Genomic DNA, 24,164 nt, shown 5'->3' with positions numbered 1-24,164 from the left:
CAGACTATTCATGGTTAGGCCGCCGTTAACGCTCAATATCGGGAACGATCGGTGCGGCGATCGGCTTTTAAGCTCACGTCGCCATTATCATTTCGAGAGGAACAGCCATGACTCCGACCCTCGTATCCGCCGTCTTCGACACGCATGCCGAGGCCGAGCGTGCCGTGTCCGAATTGCGCAGCGCCGGGATCGACGACAGCGCGATCTCGATCGTCGCCCGGCACGACGGCAAGAACACGACGACCGACGGCAGCGGGGCCGACACGCAGGAGTTCGTGGGCAAGGTCGCTGCCGGAGCGGGTATCGGCACGCTGCTCGGTATTGCGGCGCTAGCGATACCCGGGGTCGGGCCGCTTGTCGCCGCCGGCGCCATCGCGGCCACGGCGATCCCGGGCGCGGCGATCACTGGTGCAGCGCTTGGCGGCGCGGTCGGCGGCCTGGGAAAGGTGATGACCGATCACGGCGTGAACACGGACGACGCGGCGTATTACGAGGGTCGCGTCGATGATGGCGGCGTCTTCGTTTCGGTCGATACGCGCGATGCGGCCGTGAGCACCGAAGCCGCATCTGATTTACTCTATCGCTCGGGCGGCCACAGCGCGACGCGGTCGCGCGCGACCGCGGCCTGACGGAACACTGTCATCGCGGATGATCGCCCTGATGCTCTTGTGGCGCTGGGGCGATCACGGCGGGGCCGGTCACGACGGGGCCGATCACGACAGGGCTATCGCAAACGCGATTTGCACGAATCAATGAACCCGGCCTACGCTGGCGCATGGAAAACACAGCATCGTCGCTCGACCTGTTCACCCTTCTCGAAATCGCGATCGAGGAACGCAACGAAGCCGCCGAAGCCTTTGATGTGTTCAAGCAGGACGCGGTCATGGCCCACGCGCCAGCGCCCGAGCGTCGCGCCGAGGTGACGAGCGAAGACGCGGCGGACGCGGCCGCGGGCGAGGTCGATACGTTCAGTGCGGAAGTAACCGCCTTGTTGCGTGCCGCATCGGACGACGAACTCGCGGACGCGTATCGCCAATCCGGCGGCGAGATCGGCCATCCGGTCGCCGAGGCGCTACACGGTGAGATCAAGCGTCGCGAACTCGGCGTCTGACGCGACCCTTTCGGGTCGCTCGGTGTTCAGTTCAACCCGACCTTCACTTCGACGGCGACTGGGCGGGCACGTCCAGTGCATCGATCGCCTCGGCAACGAGTGCGGCCACCGCGGTCCATCCCAGCGCATCGGCTTCCGCCAACGCATCCTCCAGATGCTCGCGAAGGCGTTGATCGGGCGCTAATACTCGCTGTGGCATGCCCGCGTGAATCCCTGACTGTCGATCTGCCGCTTGCTTCACATCAAGATTGTTACGAATTTTCGCCAGCGTCAATCACGCTGCGGCTAATCGTCGACGAAACCGGCGAGCGGCGATGGCACCGGTCTCGATCTGGGTGGTTATTCCACCAAGCCATGGCGGCTGGAGGTTGAAATCATGAAGTTATCCGCAAAGTTCGATACGCGCCGCGAAGCCGAGATGACGATCGAGCGTCTGGTGCAGCAATTCGACATCGATCGCGCCAGGATCGTCGTTGCCCCGGACGGCAGCGAAAACACCGCCGGCGTCGAAGAAGCCGGTTCCGACAGCAAGGCCGGTTCGCCCAGCCCCGACGCCCGCGATGACGCCGAACTGAACGGCAAGGTCGTCGTGACCGTCGACATCACCGACGACGCAACCGCAAGCGAAGTCCGTGAAGCGTTCGACGAGTTCGATGCGTCCGAGCAAGCGGCGAAGTGACGATGCCCGACACCGCCACGCAGGCGCGCCAACGCGAGATCGCGACCGAACATCTGCTCTTCAAACTCATGGAATATGTCGAGGCGCAGCATGCCGGCCTTCTGGACTTCATGGAAGCAAGCCTCGACCATCTCGGCGATCCGGCGACCGACGGCAGCAAGGATGACGAGGCCGTCCGAAAGATCGCTCGGAGAATGATCATCGGCGCCCGCAAGCAGGGCGTCGATGAGATCCCGTCTGACTAAACCGAGCGTCAAACAGCCCGGTGCGCTACCGTCCTCAGTTGGGCGGTAGCAATCTCGGCCTCACCCTTCATCCCTCAAGGCAGTCTCCGGATCCTACGCATCTTCCGGATGAACCGTCGCAAATTCGAGGGTCGCAGCCATTGCCTGACCATCCCTGGAAGGCAATTTCTGCTCGCCGAGCGATCAGAGCGCCTGTTCTAGAATCTGCGTGAGATAAAACTGCGAGACGCTCTCGTCTCGTTCACCGCGAAGTGCTTTGGAAAAGCACAAATGGTGACCCCTACGGGAGGCGTCATATCAGCTATAGAGCACGCATTTCTGCGAATTTTGAGGAGCGCTTACCCGTGGTTTGTACACACGACTTGTACTCGTGTGCAGCAGCGTCTGAGCGTGGATGAACCAGTTCGTCAAGCCAAAATACTATCTGGTAGGGATATCCGAGGACGGTCGGTCGACCGCTGCACCCCGGTGAGTCGGTCGCGCGATTATCTCGCGCTCGATCTCGCACCAGGCTTCGTGCATCACGTCCGCGTCTATCCGGCGTTGCACCATGGCGGCGATTCTAATCCGCGGGTGCGTTGGGTGATTAGCAATATCGTCTGCGATCGCGATGCTGTGGGTGGGTAAGGGGGTATGGCCGTGGGTTTTGTAAGCCGGGTGTTCGGCTGGGTAGGGCGGAAGGCCTTGCTTTATGTGATGCTCGTGCTCGCGATAGCGGCGAGCATGGTCCTCGTGCCGTGGATCAAGACGGAGTGGAATGGCCCACAGATGAGTGTCGACCGCGCTGCACGACTTGATGCCGTGGTCGGTCGGCTTCGGTCGCTCGAAGGCGAGGCGCAGGTGAGGCTGTCCAAATCATCTGCGGTTTTGAAGGACAAGACCCTTGTCCAGCTCGATACGGCGATCAAGGACGCGAGTTATGCGCGGGAGACCGCCATTGCAGGTCGTCGCAGCGCGTTGGCGAAAGTGGCAAGTCTGGCCAAAGCGGATGGTGATGCCCTGATGGCCGACGGCGCGCGCGAGCTGGAGATCCAGGTAAGGGCAGGTGAAATTACCGGGCTTTCGACTGCGCGGGATCGGTTGCGAAAGAAGCAGGCGGCGGGCGACCTCATAACGCAGTTCAGAGACAGCGTTGCGTCGGTCAATCAATCTGCCGAAAAGGTTCTCCAGTCGCGAAGGCAGTGTCGCGACACGGCGCGCGATCTCAAGACCTTCGAGGGTCGGTGGCTCGTCTGGGCCACGGGACAGCGATACGATCAGGCACGTCATCGCGCCTTGCAGCATTCGGCCCGCGATCGATGCAGCGAAGCGCGCCGAATGGAAGCGGTGTATGAGATCCGGCGGAACGCAGTAGGTCAAATAAAACTGCAACGAGACACGGCATATAGGCAGTATCAACTTTCGCAAGCTTGGACGGAGACGAGGATAGCGCCCGTCACGCAAAGCTTGAGCGATCAGATCGTCAAGGAGCGCACCTCGGCAAAAGGGTCGTGGCGCGCGAAGTTTATGCTGTGGTCGAGCGAAATGCGCTTGCCTCTCATCTTTAAGGTTGCTGCCTTCATCTTGCTCGGCATCATTGCGATGCCCTTTCTCATCCGCCTGTTCTGCTATCTCATCCTCGCGCCGTTTGCCATGCGCCGGCCAGCGATACGGCTGCGCGTACCCGGCGGGGCGGGGGTGGCGATCGCGCTGGCCGATCGGTCCACGACGTCGGTCGGGATTCGGCTGGCACCCGGCGAAGAACTGCTGGTGCGGCAGGCGTATCTCCAGACTAGTAGTCTTGCCGGCGCCAAGGGGACACAATGGTTCCTCGACTGGCGGCATCCTGTCACCAGCATCGCGACCGGGCTCACCTTTCTGACCCGGGTTCGGGGCGACGGCGAGGTGACCACGGTATCGGCGGTGCACGATCCCTTTGCCGAAGTGACGATCCTGACGCTGGTTGATGGCGCCGCGTGCGTTCTATATCCGCGCGCGCTGGCCGCAGTTGCGCAGCCGATCCGCCGGCGATTGCGGGTAACGGCGCATTGGCGACTGTTCTCGCTCAATGCGTGGGCGACGATGCAGTTGCGCTATCTCGTGTTCCACGGGCCCGCGCGGCTGGTGCTGAAGGGCGGACGCGGCGTGCGAATCGAGCGCGCCGAGCGGGGCCGCGTGTTCGGGCAGGACCAGCTTGTCGGCTTCTCCGCCGACCTCGCTTATTCGGTTACGCGCACCGAAACCTTCTGGCCGTATCTATTTGGGTACGAACGGTTGCTGAAGGACCGCGTCGAGGCGGGCGAAGGCATCCTAATCGTTGAGGAGGCGCCGATGGCCGGGCGGCGCCCCGGCGACGTGAAGCGCGGTATCGAGGGGATGATCGACGCCGGCATGAAGGTGTTCGGGATGTAGCAGGCTATCGACCGGCTATGCCTAAGTGCGAGCGGACATCGCGGACGGGCTAATCAAACTATCCGGATATAACCCGGATGGCACAGTACGAAAGGCTGAGCCACATCCGGCAAACCGTGCCCATGACCAATTCTGTCGTGGTACCGCTCCAGGAAGTCTGCGTGCGCCTCCATAACGATTCGCTTCTCCATTCCGCATCGGATCTGAACAGCTTTCTCGGCTGTGCCCACGCGGTCGCGCTCAATCTTCGCGCGCTTGACGATCCCACCCTGCGCGCGCAGTGGGCGCAGGACGATGATAGCGCGCGGCTGGTGCAGGATGCTGGCCATGCCCATGAGGGTGAATATCTGACGCGGCTGAAGGCGGCGGGGCCGGTCGCGGAGATCGCAGCATTCGGCTCGATCGAGCGCCGGGCGGTTGCGACCGAGGCGGCGATGCGTGAGGGTGCCGTGGTCATCTATCAGGCGGCGTTTCTGGGCGCGCCCTGGCACGGGTTCGCGGACTTCCTGCGCCGCGTAAACACACCGTCGGCGCTAGGTGATTGGTCCTATGAGGCCGTTGACACGAAACTCGCGCGCAGCCCGAAGCCATCGCATGTCCTGCAACTCGGCGTGTATTCCGACCTCATCGAGGGCGTACAGCAGGCGCGGCCGCATGGGATGCATCTGGTACTCGGCGACGGCCGGGAGGCGTCGTTCCGTGCTGTCGAGTTCCGCCACACGCTTGATGTCGCCAAGGCACGCTATCTCGATTTCATCGCGACCGGCGCACAAGGGTCCGAGCCCGAGCCGTGCCGGGCCTGTTCGCTGTGCGCGTGGCGCGATCATTGCGATGCGCAGTGGGAGGCGGCCGACCATCTCCACCGTGTCGCAGGCATTCAGACGTCGCAGATCGCGAAGCTACGGGCAGCCGGCATCGACACCATGGCCGTGCTCGCCGCGGCTCCGTCGGGTACGCGGGTAGCAAAGCTCGCGTCCGTCACCTTTGAACGGCTGCGCGATCAGGCGGCGATGCAGGTCGCGCGGATCATCGGCGATCCCGTCGCAAAGGCACTGCCGGTCGAGCCCGAGCGCGGCTTCGCCCGGCTGCCCGCGCCGCACCCGGCCGACCTGTTCTTCGACCTGGAGGGCGATCCGCTCCACCCCGACGGGCTCGAATATCTGTGGGGTGTACATTACCGCGACGACAGCGGCGCCGCGCGGTTCCGCCACGCCTGGGCGCATGACCGGGCTGCGGAGCGCACCGCGTTCGAGACGATGGTCGACTGGTTCACCGCGCATCTGGCGGCTAATCCCGGCGCGCATATCTATCATTACGCCGCCTATGAGGTGACGGTGCTGCGCCGCCTGTCGACCGCGTTCGCGTCATGCGAGGACGCCGTCGATGCGCTGCTGCGAGGGGACAAGCTGGTCGATCTCTACGCCGTCGCGCGCGCCGCGATCCGGACGTCGGAGCCCAATCTCAGCCTCAAGACGCTCGAGATATTCTTCGCCGAAAAGCGGTTGGAGGACGTGAAGAAGGCAGACCAGTCGATCGTCGAATATCATCGCTGGCGCGACACCGGCGATGCGACGATCCTGGACGCGCTGTTCGCCTATAACCGGGTCGACTGCGAGAATACCGAGGGCCTGCGCGACTGGTTGCTGACGCTGCGCCCCGACATGCCGTGGTGGGAAAGACGCGCGGCTGAGCCGGACCCGGCGAAAACGGCGGACGCGATCGCCCGAGATGCGGCGCGTGAGGCGCTACGCCAGGCGATCCGTGCGGGGCAGATCCCCGCCAGCGATACGGGCCGCGATCTCGTCGCGCATCTGGTCGATTTCCACGCGCGCGCGAAGAAGCCGGAATTCTGGGCGATCTACGACCGTGCCGAGCGCGAGGCCGAGGATCTGATCGACGATGGCGAATGCATCGGCGCGATCCAGCCCGCAGGCGTCCAGTGGCTCCGCAAGGATAAACGCTCGACCATCGCGACCTACAGCTTTCCCGATCAAGACACGAAGTTGCGCGAGGGCAAAGACGTACTCCACGTACCGACACTCACCCGGCTCGGCACGATCGTCGGCGTCGACCGGGTCCGCAACCAAGTCGAGGTAAGGCGTGGCAAAGGCGATTTCCCCGAAGGCGGCTCAATCATCCCGAGCTGGCCGATCCGTACCGCTGTGCTCGAGGAGGCGGTGACGCGTGTCGCGACCGCCTGGGCGGGCGGCGATGCGACCGCGTACCGCGCGCTGACCGACCTGATCGCACGCACGCCGCCCCGTCTGCATGGCTGGACGGGCGGGGCGATGGTGCAGCTTGACGAAACGCTCATCGAGGCGGCGACGTTGCGTGCGCTGGCGCTCGACGGGTCCACCTTGTTCATCCAGGGGCCGCCCGGCACCGGCAAGACCCACACCAGCGCCCATGTCATCTGCGCGCTGATTGCGGCCGGCAAGCGCGTCGGCGTGTCGTCCAACGGCCACAAGGCGATCAACAACCTGCTCGCCGAAGTGGAACAGGTGGCAGAGGAAATCGGCCTCGATTTCGCGGGCGCGAAGAAGGTCAGCGCGAAGGACGCCGAATCCTATCTGAATGGCCGTGTCATCGCCGATTGCGAGACGATCGACGACTGCCTGCTCGGCTACGATCTCATCGGGGGCACGGCCTGGCTGTTCGCCGACGAGGCGATGGACGGCTATTGCGATTACCTGTTCGTCGACGAGGCGGGGCAGGTGTCGCTCGGGCATCTGCTCGCGATGGGGGCGGCCGCGCGCAACATCATACTGGTCGGCGACCAGATGCAGCTCGGCCAGCCAATCCAGGGCGCGCATCCCGGCGATAGTGGCCTGTCAGTGCTCGATTACCTGCTGGAGGGCGCGGCGACGATCGATCCGACGCGCGGTATCCTGCTCGATATGAGCTGGCGGATGCACCCCGCGATCCAGCGGTTCATCTCTGACGTGGTCTATGACGGCCGGTTGAAGGCGCATCCAGACTGCGCCCGCCAGACGCTGATGCTCGACGACGCGCCTGCCGGCCTGAGGCCGTACGGCATCCGCCTGCTGCCGATGACGCACAGGGGCTGCGGGCAGGTAAGCTACGAAGAGGTCGAGGTCACCGCCGGTCTGGTCGACAGCCTGATCGGCACGCGCTTCATCGACCGACAGGGGCGTGAGGGCGTGATCGGGCTGCCCAACATCCTGATTGTCGCGCCGTATAATCTGCAGGTCAACGCGCTCAAGACCCGCCTGCCCGATGCTGTGCGGGTCGGCACCGTCGACAAATTCCAGGGGCAGGAGGCGGAGATCGTGATCGTCAGCCTGACGACCTCCACCCCCGACGACCTGCCGCGGCATGTCGATTTCTTCTATTCGAAGAACCGCCTGAACGTCGCGATCAGCCGTGCGCGGACGCTGGCGATCGTGCTGGCGAACCCGAAACTGTTGGAACTGAACGCCACGAGCGTCGACCATCTGCGGTTGGTGAATACATTGGCCTGGCTGAATGCCGAGGCGGGAGAGACAGTGTGAAGACGGATGAATTTCGCGCGTGGCTGGAACAGCGGCGATGGAAGGGCAAGCCGCTGTCGTCCGTCCCGAGTCGTATCTCGAAGGCGCGGCGTTTCGAAAAGGCGATGCCGGCGCTGGGCCTGGGGGACGCCGATCTCGATGCGGCGTTCGAGGCGGATGGTATGACGGCGGTCACCGAATGGCTGCGCCATGCATGTCGGTCTGCGGCGGACACCGGAACGGCGCCCGGCGAGCTGGTTGGCGAGACGACGAACGCCTCGATGCGGATCAACAACGTCGCATCCGCAGTGCGCAATTATCGACAGTTCCGCGAGGTCGATCCGCGCGATTCGGCATGGCCCGAACTGGAGGGGATGCGCGCGGCGTTCCTGGACAACGTCCCGGAGTTCGAACGGTTTACCCGAACGGACAACGCGTATGAACGGATCGAACGCCACTATAAGGACGCGATGGCGCGATCCTTCCGCGAAGTCGTCTCTGCCGAGGGTGATGACGAGTCCACCGGGCGGCGCGTGTACCGAGTGCTGATCCCCAACAAGGGGCCGTTGCTGCGCTGGCAGACGGATGACGATTTCGCGCGCAAGTATCCGGAACTCGCGCCTGCATTTTACGCCGCGATCGGACGACTTTCCCGCTCTACCGGATCGGCCGTGGACGCGATCATGGCTGCGGTGCGCACGTTCGAGGACCTGCGTGCCAGGGGTGCTGTTACCCTGACCGTGGGACAGGTCGCGGCGATCGCGATCACCGTCGCAGGCTTCGCGCATCCCTTCGCGGCGGCGCCGTTCAAGATGACCAAGGCGCGCGAACTGGCAACCTTGCTGACCGGCGATCCGATCTTTCGCGGCACCGTGCTGGCCGAGGATCACCTCGTCCGTTGGCTGGCGCTCCACGGGCGGATCTTCGCGGTCATGCGCGACGAATGGCAATGGGAGCCGCGCGACATGATCGACGTCCAAGGCTTCGCCTGGATAGCGCTCGACGACGAATGGATGACGGAGAACGAAATGGATGATGATGCGGTACTGGCGCGTTTCGCGGGTAACCCGCGCTTCCGCAGGCTGCAAGACCGCTGGACGCCGGACCAGGCGTCGGCCTTTTGCACGCTTGCGCGGGCAATACATAAGGCGGGCTTTGACTGGTATCATGTTGATCTCGCCCGCAATCCGGCGAGGTTCGGTCGCAAGCCCGACCAAACCAAACCAGCCACCGCGGCGCAGGGCTATCTTGAGGGGAGTGGCACGCCGCGGATCTGGTTCAACGATACGAAATCGTCGCTGCGCTTTGACATCGACGAGGTGCTTTTCAACGACGTCAGTGTCGCGCATTTCGTTGATGCCCTGCTGGATCGCGCGGATGAAATAGCAGAATGGAAGGCGCCGCAGCCTCCACGCGCCGGCCGTTGGCCGGACGAAGCCGGATTCGACGACGCCGACGACAGCGAAATCACAGATCTTCAGAAGAGCGATGGCATGACAACCGAACCCACCAATCTCATCCTCTACGGCCCGCCGGGTACCGGCAAAACCTACGCGACTGCGGAACATGCGGTGCGGCTGTGCGGGGAAAGGCCGCCTGCCGATCGCGCGGCATTGATGGCGCGTTACAAGGCGCTCGGCGAGGCGGGGCGGATCGAGTTCGTCACCTTCCACCAGTCGATGGCGTATGAGGACTTTGTCGAGGGCTTACGACCTGTTCAGGCCGGCCAGGGGAGTGCTGGGTTCGAGTTGCAGCCGACGCCGGGCATTTTCCGCCTGATCGCGCGCCGGGCGGAAACGAGCACCGGGCCGGGCGACGATTCCTTCACCATCGGTGATCGTCAGGTCTTCAAGATGTCGATTGGCGAAATGTCCAATCCCGACGACGCCTATTTGTTCGAGGAGGCGATCGCTGGCGGCTTCACGGTCTTGGGCTTTTCCGATGTCGACTGGTCGAATTCGCGCTTCGCGGACCGGCAGTCGATCATTGACGCGGTCCGTGAGGAAGACGGTCATGATGAGGCCGACGCGACGAGCGGCCGGGTTCAGATGCCGCACATCTTCCGCAACTGGATGAAACCGGGTGATGTGGTCATAGTCTCGAAGGGGAATACGCTGTTTCGCGCCATCGGCGAGATAACGGGCGATTATGAATTCCATCCACGCGAGGATGGCGGGTACGCGCATCGGCGCGCCGTCCGATGGATGTGGATCGATCGCGAAGGCGTGCCGGTCAGTGAGATCTACGGGCGCGGGTTCACCCAGAAGTCGGCATATGCTTTGACGGACTCGGACCTCAATATCCCCGCGCTCGAGCGCTATGCCAACAGCCAGCAGGACGGGGGCAGCGGCGCGTCCGAACCCTTCGTCCTCGTTATCGACGAGATCAACCGCGCCAACATCTCCAAGGTGTTCGGCGAGCTCATCACACTGCTGGAGGCGGATAAAAGGCTCGGTGCGACCAACGAACTGAAGGTGCGGCTGCCCTATTCGGGCGACCTCTTCGGCGTGCCCGTCAACCTCCACATCATCGGCACGATGAACACTGCCGATCGATCTATCGCGTTGATCGACAAGGCGCTGCGGCGACGTTTCACCTTCACCGAGATGATGCCTGACTATACCGTCAAGGGGATGGATGCCGAGGTCGGCGGCATCGCGCTGGCCAGAATCCTCGAAACCATCAACGACCGGATCGAGTATCTGCTCGATCGCGAACATCAGATCGGTCATGGCTGGCTGCTGGGATGCGGTACGAAGACCGCACTGGACGACGCGATGCGGATGAAGATCATCCCCCTGATCGCGGAGTATTTCTTCGAGGACTGGGGGCGCACCGCCGAAGTGCTCGGCGGGCGCAAGAACAATCCCTTCCTCGATGCGAAGACGATCGCGCCGCCCCCCGGCATGACAACCGAGGAGCCGCGCGTACGCTGGTCGGTGAAGCGCGCGTTCGACGCGGACGCCTATGCCCGTCTCGTTGCGGGCGTCTGACGCGGCATGGCGCATCATCAGCTTTTCGAGTGGGAGGCGCGGCGGTTCGGCACCGCTGGCGAGATACCGGTCGAGGACGCCGAACGCCTGGTCCGGGCGGCCGCGGCACCGGCCGCCCGGCTGAAAGGGAGCCAACACGCGTTCGATTTCGGTCGCGATGCCCTCACCGCGCAGAATCTGGTCGGCATGGTCGCGGCGTCCGGCACCACTTGCGAAATCCTGCCCAAGATCGATCGGGAGCGGGGGGGCAGCACAGAACGCGGTGGGGACGCGCCCCAGCTGCGCGCCCAGCTCATCCGCATGCTCGTGGTGGCACACGACTTGCCTATCGCGGACGACGCTGCGACGACGATGGAGACGCAGCGCCATACCCTCCTAGAAATCCTCATCACTCGCTTTGTAGCGACACTAACCGAGGCTTTGCGACGGGGAATCCCGCGCTTCTATGTCGCGCACGAGGAAGATTTGCCGGCGCTGCGCGGGCGGCTCGACGTCACGCGCCAGTTCACGACGCTCGCCGCCAGCCCGCAGCGGCTAGCCTGCCGCTATGACGAATTTTCGGACGACATCGCGCTGAACCAGGTGATGAAGGCTGCAGTCACGCGCCTTCGCCAACTCGCGCGCAGCACCGCGAACCAGCGCGCGCTTGCTGAACTAGCGCTGTTCTATGCCGATGTACGCGCGGTGCCCGCGATGGCGCTGCGCTGGGACCGGATCGTGCCCGATCGCACTAATGCGCGCTGGCAGGGCGTGCTGCGCCTCGCACGGCTGATCCTGGGCGATCGCTTTCAGAACAGCGCGCATGGTGGCGCCGACGGTTTCGCGCTGCTGTTCGACATGAACGCACTGTTCGAACGCTATGTCGAAAAGCTGCTCGCCCCGATCGCGGCAACGCAGGGTGCACGGCTGGTCGCGCAAGGCGGCATGCGGTCATGCCTGCATCCGGAAGATGGCAGCGATCCGCTGTTCGCCACCTATCCCGATATGCGGATCGTCCGCGATGGCCGTGATGCCATGGTGATCGATACCAAGTGGAAGCGGCTCACAGATCCCGTGACCGACCGAAAGATGGGGGTGTCGCAGGCCGATATCTACCAGCTGATGGCCTATGCGCAGCTTTACGACTGCGCGAGACTGGTCCTGCTTTATCCGCATCATGCGGGGCTGGGCTCACCGCTGCCCGCGCATCACCGCATCGCGGACAAAGATGGCGGGGTACGCCTGACCATCGCGGCAATCGATCTCACCAACCACGATACCGCGCGCGCGGGGTTAGCGGCGCTGATCGACGTTGGGAGCTTTGAGGGGTGATTGTACAACCGGATAATGCGGTATTGGCCATGAGCTAGGACAGGTACAAACGAACCTGACGCCATGACGCAGTACGGCCACTGGGTTGCAGCAAATGGGGTGGGTGGGGGCATGCATAGGATTGCCCACGCCTGATCGGCTGCGCCCGAACTATCCTGGCAATACCCGGATCGCGGAATCCTCGCGCAATGATTTACAGCCAAAACAAATGTTGTTGTACTGGTTGGCTTCGAGAACAATCTGCATGAACGTGACAATTATGGTCGTATCGGCCTTCGTTTGGGGGGAGGGCTAGATGACTGAACGGATGGCCAAGCTCGACCGCGTTCTGCGGCTCGTCCATATCCTTTCGGAGTCAAGCGAGGGACTGACCCTGGACGAGATGGCCGAGGCGCTCAATGTCAATCGGCGCACTGCCGAGCGGTTGCGTGACATCATCCTGCGCCATTTCGATCTTGAGGAACTGCTCGACGAGCGGCACAAACGCTTCCGTATCCGAGGCTCGCTGCGCCGCGTCTATACTCGCCCGAACGCCGCAGAGGTGGCGGCACTTCAGGCCGAGGCCGACGCGCGCCGGATTGAAGGGGCACCGCGCGCAGCAGTTCTCCACAGTTTGCTCGCTAAAGTGAAGGGCGCGCTCGATGACCGGGAGAAGCGTCGGCTCGATCCCGATCTGGATGCGCTCGCTCGGTTGCAGCGAACACGCGTCCCAGCCGGCCCGTCGGTCGTCGCCGATCCGCAGTCGTTGGCCGTAGTGCAGCAGGCGATCCTGATCGGACAATGCATCGAGTTCGACTACCTGACCGATGGCGCGACCGAACCCAAATGGCGGCGCATCGCAGTCTATGGCTTGGTCCACGGGCCAGTTACCTATGTGATCGGCAAGATGCCCACGAGTGATCGCCCCGCCGTGCCCTTCCGGCTTGATCGGATGGCCGACGTGCGGGCCTCGAACCTTCCCGGCTGCCCGCCCGACGATTGGGATCTCGACGCCTGGACGAACCAGAGCTTCGGGATCTGGCGCGAGGACGATCACGATGTCGTTCTGCGCGTTCGTGCGGCCGGCGCCGCGCGAGCAAAAGCGTGGCGGTTTCATCCAGCACAGACAATCGCGGTCGACGGCGACGACCTGCTGATCCGCTTTCGTGCCGGTGGCCTCCGCGAAATCGCGGAGCACGTCTTCACTTGGGGCGGCGAGGTGGTGATCGAGGCACCGGAGGCGCTTCGCGACGTAATGCGCCAGCGCCTTACTGCGGGTATGGCTGCGATCGTATGACCGAAATTGTCGCAATCACAAGTAATCGTGCAGCATCATCCGACCCGGTTTAGGAGTACCCATGACGCCTTTTGAGATCGCTTTGCTTGTTCTTGGGATCGCTATCCTTGCCCTTTGCATCGCGTTGCTGTTTCGCACAGGACGTAGCGGGGAGAGCGGTTCAAACGCGCAGATAGAACAACTTGGCGGTCGCCTCGCGGAACTGCACGGTGCCGTAACCACGGGTGTCGGGGGTTTGCGCGATGAAACCAATGCCTCGTCGCGCCAAGCTAGGGAAGAATTGGCCGGCCGGCTGGATGGGGTGGCCAAGGCGCTTGCCGATACGCTTGGCGTGATCGGTACAGGGCAGGGCGACCGTCTGGAGGCGCTGGTCAAGGCGATCAGCAATGGCCGCATCGAGAGCGAAGCGCAGGCTAAGGGACTTCGCGAGGAACTGACCCAGAGCTTTGACAAGCTCGGCACCGGACTGACGGGTCGGATGAGCGAGCAAGGTGTCGAGCAGGCGCGTCGTCTCGACAGTTTCGCGACCCAATTGGTCGATCATCGCAAGGCGGCAGGCGAGGATGCTCTGTCGTTACGACAAGAGGTCGGTGGTACGCTTGCCATGCTCGGCAGGCAATTGACGGACACGCTCGATCTTACGGGCAAAAAGCAGGCCGAGGGTTTGGTGGCCGTTACGGGTGCGACCCGCGACCTGACCGAGACCAACGCCAAGAGTCAGGACGTGTCGCGCACCGCGCTTCTCGCTGCCGTGAAGGATCTGACCGAGGCGAACGAGCGCCGCCAAGAGGCGTTGCGCACATCGCTGCTAGCAATGGTCAAGGACATGACAGACAGCAACGAGCGGCGTCAGGACGAACTGCGCAAAGGTGTGGAAGGTCGACTTGATCAACTTCGCACCGAGAACGCCGCGAAACTGGAGGAAATGCGAGTCACCGTCGACGAAAAGCTCCAGGGCACGCTTGAAGCACGGCTCGGCGCCTCGTTCACCACGGTTAACGAAAATCTCGAGCGGGTATTCAAATCTGTTGGCGAGATGCAGACGATCGCGACCGGTGTCGGTGACCTGAAACGCGTACTGACCAACGTCAAGCTCCGCGGCAGCTATGGCGAGACGACGCTGGGCATGTTGCTCGAACAGGTCATGACGACCGAGCAGTACGCGCAAAACGTTGAAATTAAGCCCGGGTCCGGTCAACGGGTCGAATATGCCATCAAGCTACCCGGTGAAGGGGCTGATGGAGAAGGGGGGCCGCTCTGGCTACCCATCGACGTGAAGCTCCCTAAAGAAGATTATGAGCGGCTCGTCGACGCATCCGAGCGTGGTGACGCCGTAGCGGTCGAGGAAGCGACGCGCGGGTTGGAGCGCACGATCCGCAAATCCGCCGGCGACATTCGCGACAAGTATGTCGATCCGCCGCATTCGACCGATTTCGGCATCATGTTCCTGCCGACCGAAGGGTTGTTTGCCGAAGTGACTCGCCGGCCGGGCTTGATCGATACGTTACAGCGCGAATATCGTGTCGTAGTTGCAGGACCTACCACATTGATGGCGACGCTGGTTTCGTTGCGCATGGGCTTCCGCAGCCTCGCGATCCAGAAGCGGTCGAGCGAGGTCTGGCAGGTGCTAGGAGCAGTCAAGAGCGAATTTGGCAAATTCGGCGACGTGCTCGACAAGGTTCATAAGAAACTGGGTGAAGCGCAGAAGGTCGTCGACGATGCGAGTGTGCGGCGGCGCGCGATGGATCGGCAATTGCGCAAGGTCGAGGCGCTACCTGAAGCGGTGGCACAGGATGTGCTGGCGATCGCCGCCGACAATATTGCGGATGACATTGAGGAGGCGGCGGAATGACCTACCTCGGCTTGCAGGGGCATTATCACGCGCAACGCCTGCTGGCGCTCGGCAATGGCGAAGAGGCGTTCACGCGGTCGCTCAGTTCGGCCCGCGTCGAGATGAACCCGCATCAGGTCGACGCTGCGCTCTTTGCCCTGAAATCCCCGTTGTCGAAGGGCGTGTTGCTCGCCGACGAGGTGGGCTTGGGGAAGACGATTGAGGCCGGTCTCGTCATGTCGCAGCGCTGGGCAGAGCAGCGGCGTCGCATCCTGCTGGTCGCGCCGGCATCGTTGCGCAAGCAATGGAGCCAGGAACTGCAGGAAAAATTCGCGCTGCGCAGCCGCATTCTGGAGGCGAAGACATTTAACGACCTGGTCAAGGCGGGCAATCCGCGCCCATTCGAGATCCCAGGGGCGATATCTATCGTGTCGTATGATTTCGCCGCGCGCAAAGCCGATGCCATTCGCGCGGCGAAATGGGATTTGGTTGTGTTCGATGAAGCGCACCGCATGCGCAACGTCTGGAAAAAGGACGGCGCGAAGGGGGCCAAGGCGCTGAAGGCCGCGGTCGCGGACCGGTTCAAGATCATGCTGACCGCGACGCCGTTGCAGAATTCTCTGATGGAACTCTACGGCCTCGTGTCGATCATCGACGAAACCCATTTCGGCGGCGCCAACGCGTTTCGCGCACAATATGTCGGGGCATCGACGACGCCGGCCTCGCGGGAATTGCTGCGCCAGCGCCTCGGCAGTGTATGCCACCGCACGCTGCGCCGTCAGGTGCAGGAGGCGGGGCACATTAACTTCCGTAAGCGGCACGCTCGCACGTTCACGTTCGAGCCGCATGACGAGGAGGCCCGGCTATATGAGATGCTGTCCGAATATCTCCAGGACACCACAACCATCGCCTATGGCGGCAGCAACAACCCGTTGATCCTGCTGCAGGCGCGCAAGCAGCTCGGTTCGTCGACCTTTGCGACCGCGCAATATCTGACCAGCCTGCTCGAACGCCTGAAGCGCGAGGAGCGTGCGTCGATCGACATGACGGACGATCTGGAAGACAGCCTGATCGAGGACCGCGAGGATACAGACGGCGACGCTGACGCCGATGCTGACACGCCCGTCGATCCGATCCGCCTGGCCAACGAAATCGCGTTCGTTACTCAAATGCGTGACCTAGCGGCGTCGATTGGCGCCAACGCCAAGGGGGAGAAGCTGCTCCAGAGCCTGGAAGGCGTTCTCGACGAGATTGTAGCCAAGGGTGGACGGCGCAAGGCGGTAATCTTCACCGAAAGCGTCCGCACGCAGAAATATCTTGCCGCCTTACTGGCTGAGCACGGGTATGAGGGGCGCATCGCATTGATGAACGGCCAGAACACCGATGGCCTGAGCCGCACGATCTATGACGACTGGCGTCAGCGCCATGCCGGTACCGATCGCGTGTCGGGATCGCGGACAGCCGATATGAAGGCGGCGATCGTCGATGCGTTTCGGGGGGATGGCAAGACGATCCTCATCGCGACCGAAAGCGGGGCGGAAGGCATCAACCTGCAATTTTGTTCGCTGCTGATCAATTACGACCTTCCGTGGAACCCGCAGCGTGTGGAACAGCGCATTGGGCGCTGCCATCGTTATGGCCAGTTAATCGACGTCACCGTCGTCAACATGCTCAACCTCAAGAACCGTGCGGAAGAGCGCATCCACCAGTTGCTGGAGAGCAAGCTGCACCTGTTCGAAGGTGTGTTCGGCGCGTCGGACGACGTGCTGGGCATTTTGAGCGACGGCATCGATTTCGAACGCGAGGTGCTGCGCATCGTCCAGACCTGCCGCACCGAGGCGGAGGCCGATCGCGAGTTCGACGAACTGACCGAGCGCATCAAGGATTCGATCGACAGCGACATGGAAGCGGCGCGATCGAAGGTGCTAGAAAATATGGACGGCGACGTCGTGCGCAAACTGCATCGCCGCAACGAAGAGATTGCCGCGATCCTCCCCGATTTTGAACGCCGCCTGCTGATGGTGGCGCGGGCGGAATTGCCCGACGCCCAGTTCGATGCGAACGACCCGCGCGTGTTTGAACATGACGGGCGACGCTGGACGACGCAGTGGAAGGACGCCGACGCGGCCGATTGGCAGTTCCTGCGCATCAACGAAGGGCTGGGCGAGCAGATCGTTGCCGCCGCCTCCGAACGTGCGCATGACGGCCCCCCCAAGGCGATCACGCTGGACCCCGACGCCTATCCTTATGCCGGGCGGTTAAGCGGGATAGCGGAACTGGCTGGTCAGTCCGGCTGGTTGCGGGCGTTCCGCGCGGTGATGCCGGTCAAGGACGCACCGCGCGAGGAAGTTATCGTCGTCGCGCAAACCGATGCAGGCGAGGTCATCCCAGCCGCGATCGGTGACCGCCTGATGATGGCGCCGGCGCGCGACGACGGCCCCGCCGGGACGGCATCCCCTGACGACCGGCTGGACGCCTTGGTCGGCGCCGCATTCGGTGATTTCACGACGCGAATGTACGAGGAGAATAGCCGCTGGCTGGAGGAGGAGGACGATCGCCTCACCCGCTACGCAAAGGACCTGGAGATCGAGACCCAGGCGCGCATCGCTGCGCTCGACGACGATATCGCCGAACTGACCAAGGCCGCACGATCGCAGCAGCTGGCGATGGACGAAAAGCTGAAGCTCAAGCGTGAGGCCAACAAGCTGCTGGAGACGCGCGACGACCTGGTGTTCAGCCAGCACGAGGCCAAGAAGAAGGTGCGGCGCGACGTCAATGACCGGCTGGACGCAATGGAGGCGCTGTTGCGGCAACAACCCCGGGTTGAGCCGTTATTCACGCTGCGCTGGACGGTGACACCGGGCGCTTGCGCGGCCCCCATGGCTCGGGCGGCGTGAAGCGATGTTTCCGGAGTTCGGTCAGGCCCCGCTATGTCTCCAGATCGATCTCGACAGCTATGACGGATCGTGGACGCACATGGCGGCGTTTCGTGGTCGTGGCGGATGGGTGACGGCCGCGCGGGCGACGATTCAGAGCGAGCATGACCTAATGCGAGCCGTGCTGCTGGCGGCGTGCGACGACTATGAGAATCCGCTGCCCGCGTGGCGTGCTGCGCAATTGGTGAGTTGTGACTGGTCGAATCTTTCGGAGTGTCGCGAGATACCCCCCGACCTGCTCGACGATCTTCTGTGCGAGGAGGAGGGCGCGTTCTTCGCGCGGTGGCAGCGGAGCGCGAACACCGATCTCGCGCGGCTGCACGACCGGGCGCAGCACGATCTGGCAGCGATCGACGGACAGGCCGCGGCGGCGGAGCGCCGGGCCGACCGCGAGATCCGGGAGTTGCAGCATCGCAGGCGCCATCCTGATGCATCGCCCGATATGCGCGCCGCGCTGGATCAGTTGATCGCGGTGATCGAGGCGGACAGCGATGCCGCGCTCTCCATGGCAAGGGAGCGGCGTGCGGTGCTCCGGCGCGATATCGATGCGGCGGAAGAGACGTTGTGGGACCGCAGCGACGTGTTGATCGAGGTCGAGCCGATGTGGTGTGTCCGCTGGGAGGCGGAATCGGCGCGGCAGTCGATACGGCGCCCTGTCTCGCGCGACGGATGGCGTGAAGCGCCCGGCGGCAATCTGGCGCCGATGGAACTCGCCGGTGACCGTCTGTCCCGTGCCACCCGTGCGGGGCGCGTCGCTGTCGCAGCACCGCGGGTCGAGGCAGTCGTCCCGCAGTATCCGCCGTCGGTTCGCACGTCCGAGGATGTCGGGTACGCATTGCAGACGATGCGGCAAGGTCTGGGACAGGGCGAGGAGCAGGCACGGCGTGCAACGCGATCCGGTCTGGGAGTTGTCCAGGCCCATGCAGCGGCACAGCATCATCGCGACCGGATCGCGGCGTTGCAACGCGAACAGAATGCTAAGCCGGCAGAGGCGACCTTGCAGCGAACGATTGCCCCGGATCCTGGGAGCCTAGATGGCGGGGCGCGTGATGCCGATGGCGCGACGCGGCTTACGGGCGACGCGTTGGCCAAGGTCCGCCGAGAGCGGCTGGCGGCCAGCCGGCATCTAGAGGTCTTGGAATTGCGCGCTGGCAAATTCCGGATCGGATCGCCCAAGTTCCTCGCTAATCGTAGTGAGCAGGTATCGTTGCGGGCGCGGATCGCCGCGATCGACGTGTGTCTTGGCTCCGATGCCCTGGATCCGGTACCCGTGCGCTGCGTGCCGATATCTGCAGCGCATGTATGTCCGGTCGCCGTGACATCATCGACCCCTTTGCCACTGCCCGCGAACCAGCTTGGTATCACCGCGCTGGAGACGGAGAGGGCGGCTTTGGCGTCGGCGCTCTCTGCGCATGAACGACGTGGCGCGTCCAAGGCCGATGGTCCCCGCTACCTGATCCTGTACCGCGCACGACGCGAAGAGATGCGTGCGCGTCTCGGCCGCATCGACGCCCAGCTTGCAGCCGTTCGGATACGGCTTAGGACGACGGCATGACCAAGAAGACTAAGCTCGAACTCACCTGGCCCGGCAAGGAGGATCGCCCGCGGCTGGAACCGCGCATCCTGATCGAGGATCCCGCGAAATCCCATCATGCGGCCGTTCGGCGCGACGGCGACCGGTTCGACAACATGCTGATCAAGGGGGACAACTTGCTCGCGCTGAAGGCGCTGGAGCAGGACTATGCGGGGAAGGTAAAGTGCGTCTTCATCGATCCGCCGTATAATACCGGCAGCGCGGTATCGGTACATTATGACGATGGCATCGAGCATTCGATCTGGCTGTCGCTGATGCGTGACCGGCTAGAGTTGATCTACCGCCTATTAGCACCGGACGGATCGCTATGGGTCACGCTGGACGACAACGAGGCGCACTACTTTAAAGTGATGTGCGACGAGGTGTTCGGAAGACGGAATTTCGTTGCAAATGCCGTTTGGCAAAAGCGTTATGCAAGGGACAACAACGCTGCAATAGGTAGCGCTCACGACCATCTTTTTATTTATGCAGTCGATTATGATAAATTTAGAGCGGCTAGAAATAAAGTTGGCTTAGACGAAAAAACGCGGGCTCCATATAAAAACCCGAACAATGATCCGAATGGACCTTGGCAATCAATATCATTTACCGGGGCCGGGTTTCGAACAAATATGATGTATCCGATCATGGGCCCTGATGGCACTGAGCATCGTCCACCAGAGGGTAGGCACTGGGCAACTTTGGAACCAGAATTTCATAGATTAAAAGCGGAAGGCCGCTTTTGGTTTGGTTCAGATGGCAAAGGTGTTCCCCGGGTCATACGTTATCTATCAGAAGTTGATGGTCTTGTTCCTTCAAGCTGGTGGCCTCACGATGAAGTAGGCCACAATGATGAGGCGAAAAAAGAAATCTATGAGTTGTTCGGAAAGGCTAATGCATTTGACACCCCTAAGCCTGAGCGGCTGCTAAAGCGCATTCTTGAGATTGCCACAAATCCAGGTGACCTCGTTTTAGACTCTTTCGCAGGCTCCGGCACCACAGGCGCAGTCGCGCATAAGATAGGCCGGAAATGGATCATGGTCGAGATCGGCGACCACGCCGACAGCCATGTCATGCCGCGCCTGCAAAAGGTGATCGACGGCACCGATCAGGGCGGGATCAGCAAGGCGGTGGACTGGCAGGGGGGCGGGGGCTTCCGCTACTTCACGCTCGCGCCGTCTTTGCTTGCGCGTGACTATTGGGGCAATCTGGTCATTGCCGCGGACTATAACCCGGCGATGCTGGCGGAGGCGATGTGCAAGCATCTGGGCTTTACCTATGCGCCCGAGACCGACGAGCTTCGTTGGTGGCAGCATGGCCGGTCGAGCGAGACCGACTTCATCTACGTCACGACGCAGAGCCTGACTCATGACGCCCTGAAGCTGGTGTCCGAGGCGGTCGGGCCGGAGCGGACGCTGATGATCTGCGCACGCGCCTTTGCCGGGGCGGCGGACGGTTTCGACAACCTCACCTGCCGCAAGATCCCGTCGACGATCCTGACCAAATGCGAATGGGGCCGCGACGATTATTCGCTGAACGTGGCCGCGCTGCCCGAAGTGGCGCCGGACGTCGAGGCCGAGCGTGACGAGGGTCCGCTGTTCGCGGCGCCGGTGGAGACGGATCGTGGCTGACGGCACACCTACGACGCTGACCGCACACCAGCGCATCCGCCGGCAGGTGACGCAGCGCCTGTCGCTGCGCGCGCCACAGGAGGCGGCGCTGGCGATCCTAGCCGATGTGGCGGACCGGATCGATTGGGCGGGGGCGGTCGATACCGCCGCGCTACTCGCCGATATCCGCGCGGCGTATCCCTCGGTGGAGAGTTTCGAGCGCGATTTTCCGTCGCTATGCTTCGCGCTGGCGACTGGGGTGGGCAAGACACGGCTAATGGGGGCGTTCATCGCCTATCTGTTCCTGACCGGGCGCAGCCGCAACTTCTTCGTGCTGGCCCCCAACACGACGATCTACGACAAGCTGGTCGAGGATTTCTCAAAGCCGTCGAGCCGCAAATACGTGTTTCCCGGTATCGGCGAATTCGCGCAGAACCCGCCGACGATCGTGACCGGCGAAAATTGGGAACTGGCGCGCGGTGGGCTGGGGCTCGCCGATATCGTCATCAACATCTTCAACGTCGACAAGATCAACAAGGAAAAGGGCCGCATCCGGTCGTTCCGCGAAACGCTGGGCGAGAGTTATTTCGATCATCTGGCAGCGCAGCGCGACTTGGTGATGCTGATGGACGAGGCGCATCGCTATCGCGCTAAGGCGGCGGCGAATGCCGTGTACGAGCTGCGCCCGAAACTAGGGATCGAACTGACTGCGACGCCCAAGACCGTGGGCGCGAGCCCGAAGACTTTCCGTAACGTCGTCTATCGCTATGGCCTGGGTGAGGCAATGGCGGACGGCTTCGTCAAAGAACCCGCGGTCGCGACGCGCGCGAATTTCCAGCCGCAGGGCTTGAGCGACGAGGAGCTCGAGCGGATCATGCTGGAGGACGGCGTGACCTATCACGAGCAGGTTCGTGTCGAGCTGGAACTCTATGCCGCCCAGACGGGCGCGGCGCGGGTCCATCCGTTCATGCTGGTTGTCGCCAAGGACACCGCGCACGCCGGTGAAATCCGCGCTAGGATCGAGAGCGACGATTTTTTCTATGGGCAATATCGTGGGCGCGTGGCGGAGGTGCATTCGAACCAGACCGGCGAGGAATCGAACGAGGCGATGGCGCGGCTGGTCGGGCTGGAACATGACGCGGCGACCGACATCGTGATCCATGTGAACAAGCTGAAGGAGGGGTGGGACGTCACCAACCTCTATACGATCGTGCCGCTGCGCGCGTCGGCGTCCGACATCCTGACCGAACAGACGCTGGGGCGCGGGTTGCGACTGCCTTACGGCCGGCGCACGGGCAACGAGATGGTCGATACGCTGACCGTCATCGCGCACAAGCGCTTCGACGACGTGATCGCCGAGGCGAAGGCGGCGGATTCGATCCTGGCGATGAAGACGCTGACGATCGGAGTGGGGGGCGATATCGAGCCGGGGCACAAGGAAGTGCTGACGGTCTATCCGACGATGGAGGAGCGGTTCACAGGCGAAGGCGGGGCCATAGCTGGGGGCCATGTCGCGGAAACGGCGTCCGACTATGTCGCGCCCTCACCGCAAGCGGCGGCGCTGGCGCAGACCACGCTGGCGATGATCCGCGACCGCTACGAACGTACGCCGGGAGGGCTGGCCGATCTGCGCAAACCCGAGGTGCAGGCGAAGATCGTCGCCGACGTGCAGGCCGCGACGGCGGCCGCGCAGCCGCAGGGGGTGCTGGGGGGGATGATGCCCGAGCCAGACGTGGCGGCGCTGGTCGCGCAGGTTGCGGTCTCGGTCGCGGACACCACCATCGAGATCCCCGAGATCGTGGTGCTACCGAGCCGAACGGTGAATTTCTGGTTCGACGATTTCGACCTGACCGGGCTGGGGAGCATCGCGCTGCGCCCAAGCGGCGACACGCTATTGATCCGCAACCTGCGCACCGACGCCCAGCGCGAGTTGGCGCGCGCGCAGGACGGCCCCAAGGAGAGCCGGCCGGAAAACTATATCGTGCGCCACCTGATCGCGCGGCCGGAAATCGATTACGACAGCCAGGCCGACCTGCTCTACAAACTGGCCGGCCAGGTCATCGCGCGGTTGCGGGCGTATCTGGCCGAGGACCGCGACGTCGAGGCGGTGGCGCTCGAGCATGGCCGCAAGCTGTCCGACCTCATCTTCGAACAGATGCGTGGCCATTACCGCGAAAGCCCGGCCGACTATCGCGCGCACCGCGTACGGTCGTTCCGCCTGCTCAAGCCCCAGCAATTCGCCTATGATCCCGCTCGCGTGCGCCCGCTGGGGCAGGCGGCGCAGCCCTTGTCGTCGACGCCGAGCTGGCTGTTCGCGGGCGGTCGCAAGACCCCGTATGCGCTCAACCGGTTTCACAGCGACCCCGAACGGCGCTTTGCCGTGTTGCTAGAAAGCGACCGTTTCTCCGGTGTCCTGAAATGGTTGCGACCCGCGATCGGTCAGTTCGACATCGAATATCACGGCGGCCGGCGCTATAATCCCGACTTCGTAGTTGAGACCGCGGGCGCCAAGGTAATCGTCGAGATCAAGGCACAGAACGCTCTCGACGATCCCGAAGTCCTCGAAAAAGCCAGGGCTGCGCAAGTGTGGGTCGACCACGCCAACACGTTCGCCGACGATGGCGACGGCAAGGCCTGGCATTACGTACTGCTTGGCGAACATCAGGTGTCGCAGACGCTGACGCTACTTGCGCTTCTTCCCGCATGACGGACCATAC

15 protein-coding genes are annotated in these 24,164 nt (G+C 63.2%); 14 read left to right on the top strand and 1 reads right to left on the bottom strand.

Annotated elements, in window-relative coordinates:
- Positions 1-107 precede the first annotated feature (107 nt).
- Entirely contained in the window at positions 108-629 is a 522-nt protein-coding gene (locus AC3D24_RS07490) for a hypothetical protein (RefSeq protein WP_489029480.1), read from the top strand.
- Between the two features lie 146 nt (positions 630-775).
- Entirely contained in the window at positions 776-1,111 is a 336-nt protein-coding gene (locus AC3D24_RS07485; RefSeq protein WP_489029478.1) for a hypothetical protein, read from the top strand.
- Positions 1,112-1,154: 43 nt separating this feature from the next.
- Here the strand turns inward: AC3D24_RS07485 and AC3D24_RS07480 are convergent, their stop codons facing one another.
- Positions 1,155-1,310, bottom strand: a complete 156-nt coding sequence (locus tag AC3D24_RS07480; RefSeq protein ID WP_489029476.1) for a hypothetical protein — start codon at positions 1,308-1,310, stop codon at positions 1,155-1,157.
- A gap of 177 nt (positions 1,311-1,487) precedes the next feature.
- On the opposite strand from AC3D24_RS07480, the gene AC3D24_RS07475 reads away from it, so the two are divergent.
- The 12 genes from AC3D24_RS07475 (at position 1,488) to AC3D24_RS07420 (ending at position 24,154) form a co-directional block, all read left to right on the top strand.
- Entirely contained in the window at positions 1,488-1,790 is a 303-nt protein-coding gene (locus tag AC3D24_RS07475) for a hypothetical protein (protein WP_489029474.1), read from the top strand.
- A gap of 2 nt (positions 1,791-1,792) precedes the next feature.
- On the top strand, positions 1,793-2,035 hold the full coding sequence (locus AC3D24_RS07470) for a hypothetical protein (RefSeq protein WP_489029473.1): 243 nt from the start codon (positions 1,793-1,795) through the stop codon (positions 2,033-2,035).
- Positions 2,036-2,668: 633 nt separating this feature from the next.
- Positions 2,669-4,426: a hypothetical protein gene (locus tag AC3D24_RS07465; protein ID WP_489029471.1), complete on the top strand. Its 1,758-nt coding sequence runs from the start codon at positions 2,669-2,671 to the stop codon at positions 4,424-4,426.
- 122 nt (positions 4,427-4,548) lie between these two features.
- On the top strand, positions 4,549-7,938 hold the full coding sequence (locus AC3D24_RS07460) for a TM0106 family RecB-like putative nuclease (RefSeq protein WP_489029469.1): 3,390 nt from the start codon (positions 4,549-4,551) through the stop codon (positions 7,936-7,938).
- Positions 7,935-10,910 (top strand): AAA family ATPase, encoded by a 2,976-nt coding sequence (locus AC3D24_RS07455; protein ID WP_489029467.1) that lies wholly within the window; start codon positions 7,935-7,937, stop codon positions 10,908-10,910. Before AC3D24_RS07460 ends, AC3D24_RS07455 begins: the two co-directional genes overlap by 4 nt.
- Positions 10,911-10,916: 6 nt before the next feature.
- Positions 10,917-12,221 (top strand): McrC family protein, encoded by a 1,305-nt coding sequence (locus AC3D24_RS07450; RefSeq protein ID WP_489029465.1) that lies wholly within the window; start codon positions 10,917-10,919, stop codon positions 12,219-12,221.
- A gap of 295 nt (positions 12,222-12,516) precedes the next feature.
- Positions 12,517-13,497: a helix-turn-helix transcriptional regulator gene (locus AC3D24_RS07445; protein WP_489029463.1), complete on the top strand. Its 981-nt coding sequence runs from the start codon at positions 12,517-12,519 to the stop codon at positions 13,495-13,497.
- Positions 13,498-13,558: 61 nt separating this feature from the next.
- The gene (locus tag AC3D24_RS07440) at positions 13,559-15,349 is read left to right on the top strand and encodes a DNA recombination protein RmuC (RefSeq protein ID WP_489029461.1); all 1,791 of its coding nucleotides are present in this window, start codon (positions 13,559-13,561) and stop codon (positions 15,347-15,349) included.
- Positions 15,346-18,225: an SNF2-related protein gene (locus AC3D24_RS07435; RefSeq protein WP_489029459.1), complete on the top strand. Its 2,880-nt coding sequence runs from the start codon at positions 15,346-15,348 to the stop codon at positions 18,223-18,225. The genes AC3D24_RS07440 and AC3D24_RS07435 overlap by 4 nt, the downstream gene beginning before the upstream one ends.
- 4 nt (positions 18,226-18,229) lie before the next feature.
- Positions 18,230-19,819, top strand: coding sequence for a hypothetical protein (locus tag AC3D24_RS07430; protein WP_489029457.1), 1,590 nt, complete (start codon positions 18,230-18,232; stop codon positions 19,817-19,819).
- Positions 19,816-21,468, top strand: coding sequence for a site-specific DNA-methyltransferase (locus AC3D24_RS07425; protein ID WP_489029455.1), 1,653 nt, complete (start codon positions 19,816-19,818; stop codon positions 21,466-21,468). Before AC3D24_RS07430 ends, AC3D24_RS07425 begins: the two co-directional genes overlap by 4 nt.
- Entirely contained in the window at positions 21,461-24,154 is a 2,694-nt protein-coding gene (locus AC3D24_RS07420) for a DEAD/DEAH box helicase (RefSeq protein ID WP_489029453.1), read from the top strand. Before AC3D24_RS07425 ends, AC3D24_RS07420 begins: the two co-directional genes overlap by 8 nt.
- Positions 24,155-24,164 lie beyond the last annotated feature (10 nt).

It is taken from the genome of Sphingomonas sp. SL1004 (assembly GCF_057815015.1).
Note: the sequence above shows the minus strand (reverse complement) of the source record. Positions and strands in the feature narration are given on the sequence as shown.

Coding starts and splice junctions, on each gene's coding strand:
- AC3D24_RS07490 (WP_489029480.1), top strand. CDS start 108: ATGACTCCGACCCTCGTATCCGCCGTCTTCGACACGCATGCCGAGGCC.
- AC3D24_RS07485 (WP_489029478.1), top strand. CDS start 776: ATGGAAAACACAGCATCGTCGCTCGACCTGTTCACCCTTCTCGAAATC.
- AC3D24_RS07480 (WP_489029476.1), bottom strand. CDS start 1,310: ATGCCACAGCGAGTATTAGCGCCCGATCAACGCCTTCGCGAGCATCTG.
- AC3D24_RS07475 (WP_489029474.1), top strand. CDS start 1,488: ATGAAGTTATCCGCAAAGTTCGATACGCGCCGCGAAGCCGAGATGACG.
- AC3D24_RS07470 (WP_489029473.1), top strand. CDS start 1,793: ATGCCCGACACCGCCACGCAGGCGCGCCAACGCGAGATCGCGACCGAA.
- AC3D24_RS07465 (WP_489029471.1), top strand. CDS start 2,669: ATGGCCGTGGGTTTTGTAAGCCGGGTGTTCGGCTGGGTAGGGCGGAAG.
- AC3D24_RS07460 (WP_489029469.1), top strand. CDS start 4,549: ATGACCAATTCTGTCGTGGTACCGCTCCAGGAAGTCTGCGTGCGCCTC.
- AC3D24_RS07450 (WP_489029465.1), top strand. CDS start 10,917: ATGGCGCATCATCAGCTTTTCGAGTGGGAGGCGCGGCGGTTCGGCACC.
- AC3D24_RS07445 (WP_489029463.1), top strand. CDS start 12,517: ATGACTGAACGGATGGCCAAGCTCGACCGCGTTCTGCGGCTCGTCCAT.
- AC3D24_RS07440 (WP_489029461.1), top strand. CDS start 13,559: ATGACGCCTTTTGAGATCGCTTTGCTTGTTCTTGGGATCGCTATCCTT.
- AC3D24_RS07435 (WP_489029459.1), top strand. CDS start 15,346: ATGACCTACCTCGGCTTGCAGGGGCATTATCACGCGCAACGCCTGCTG.
- AC3D24_RS07430 (WP_489029457.1), top strand. CDS start 18,230: ATGTTTCCGGAGTTCGGTCAGGCCCCGCTATGTCTCCAGATCGATCTC.
- AC3D24_RS07425 (WP_489029455.1), top strand. CDS start 19,816: ATGACCAAGAAGACTAAGCTCGAACTCACCTGGCCCGGCAAGGAGGAT.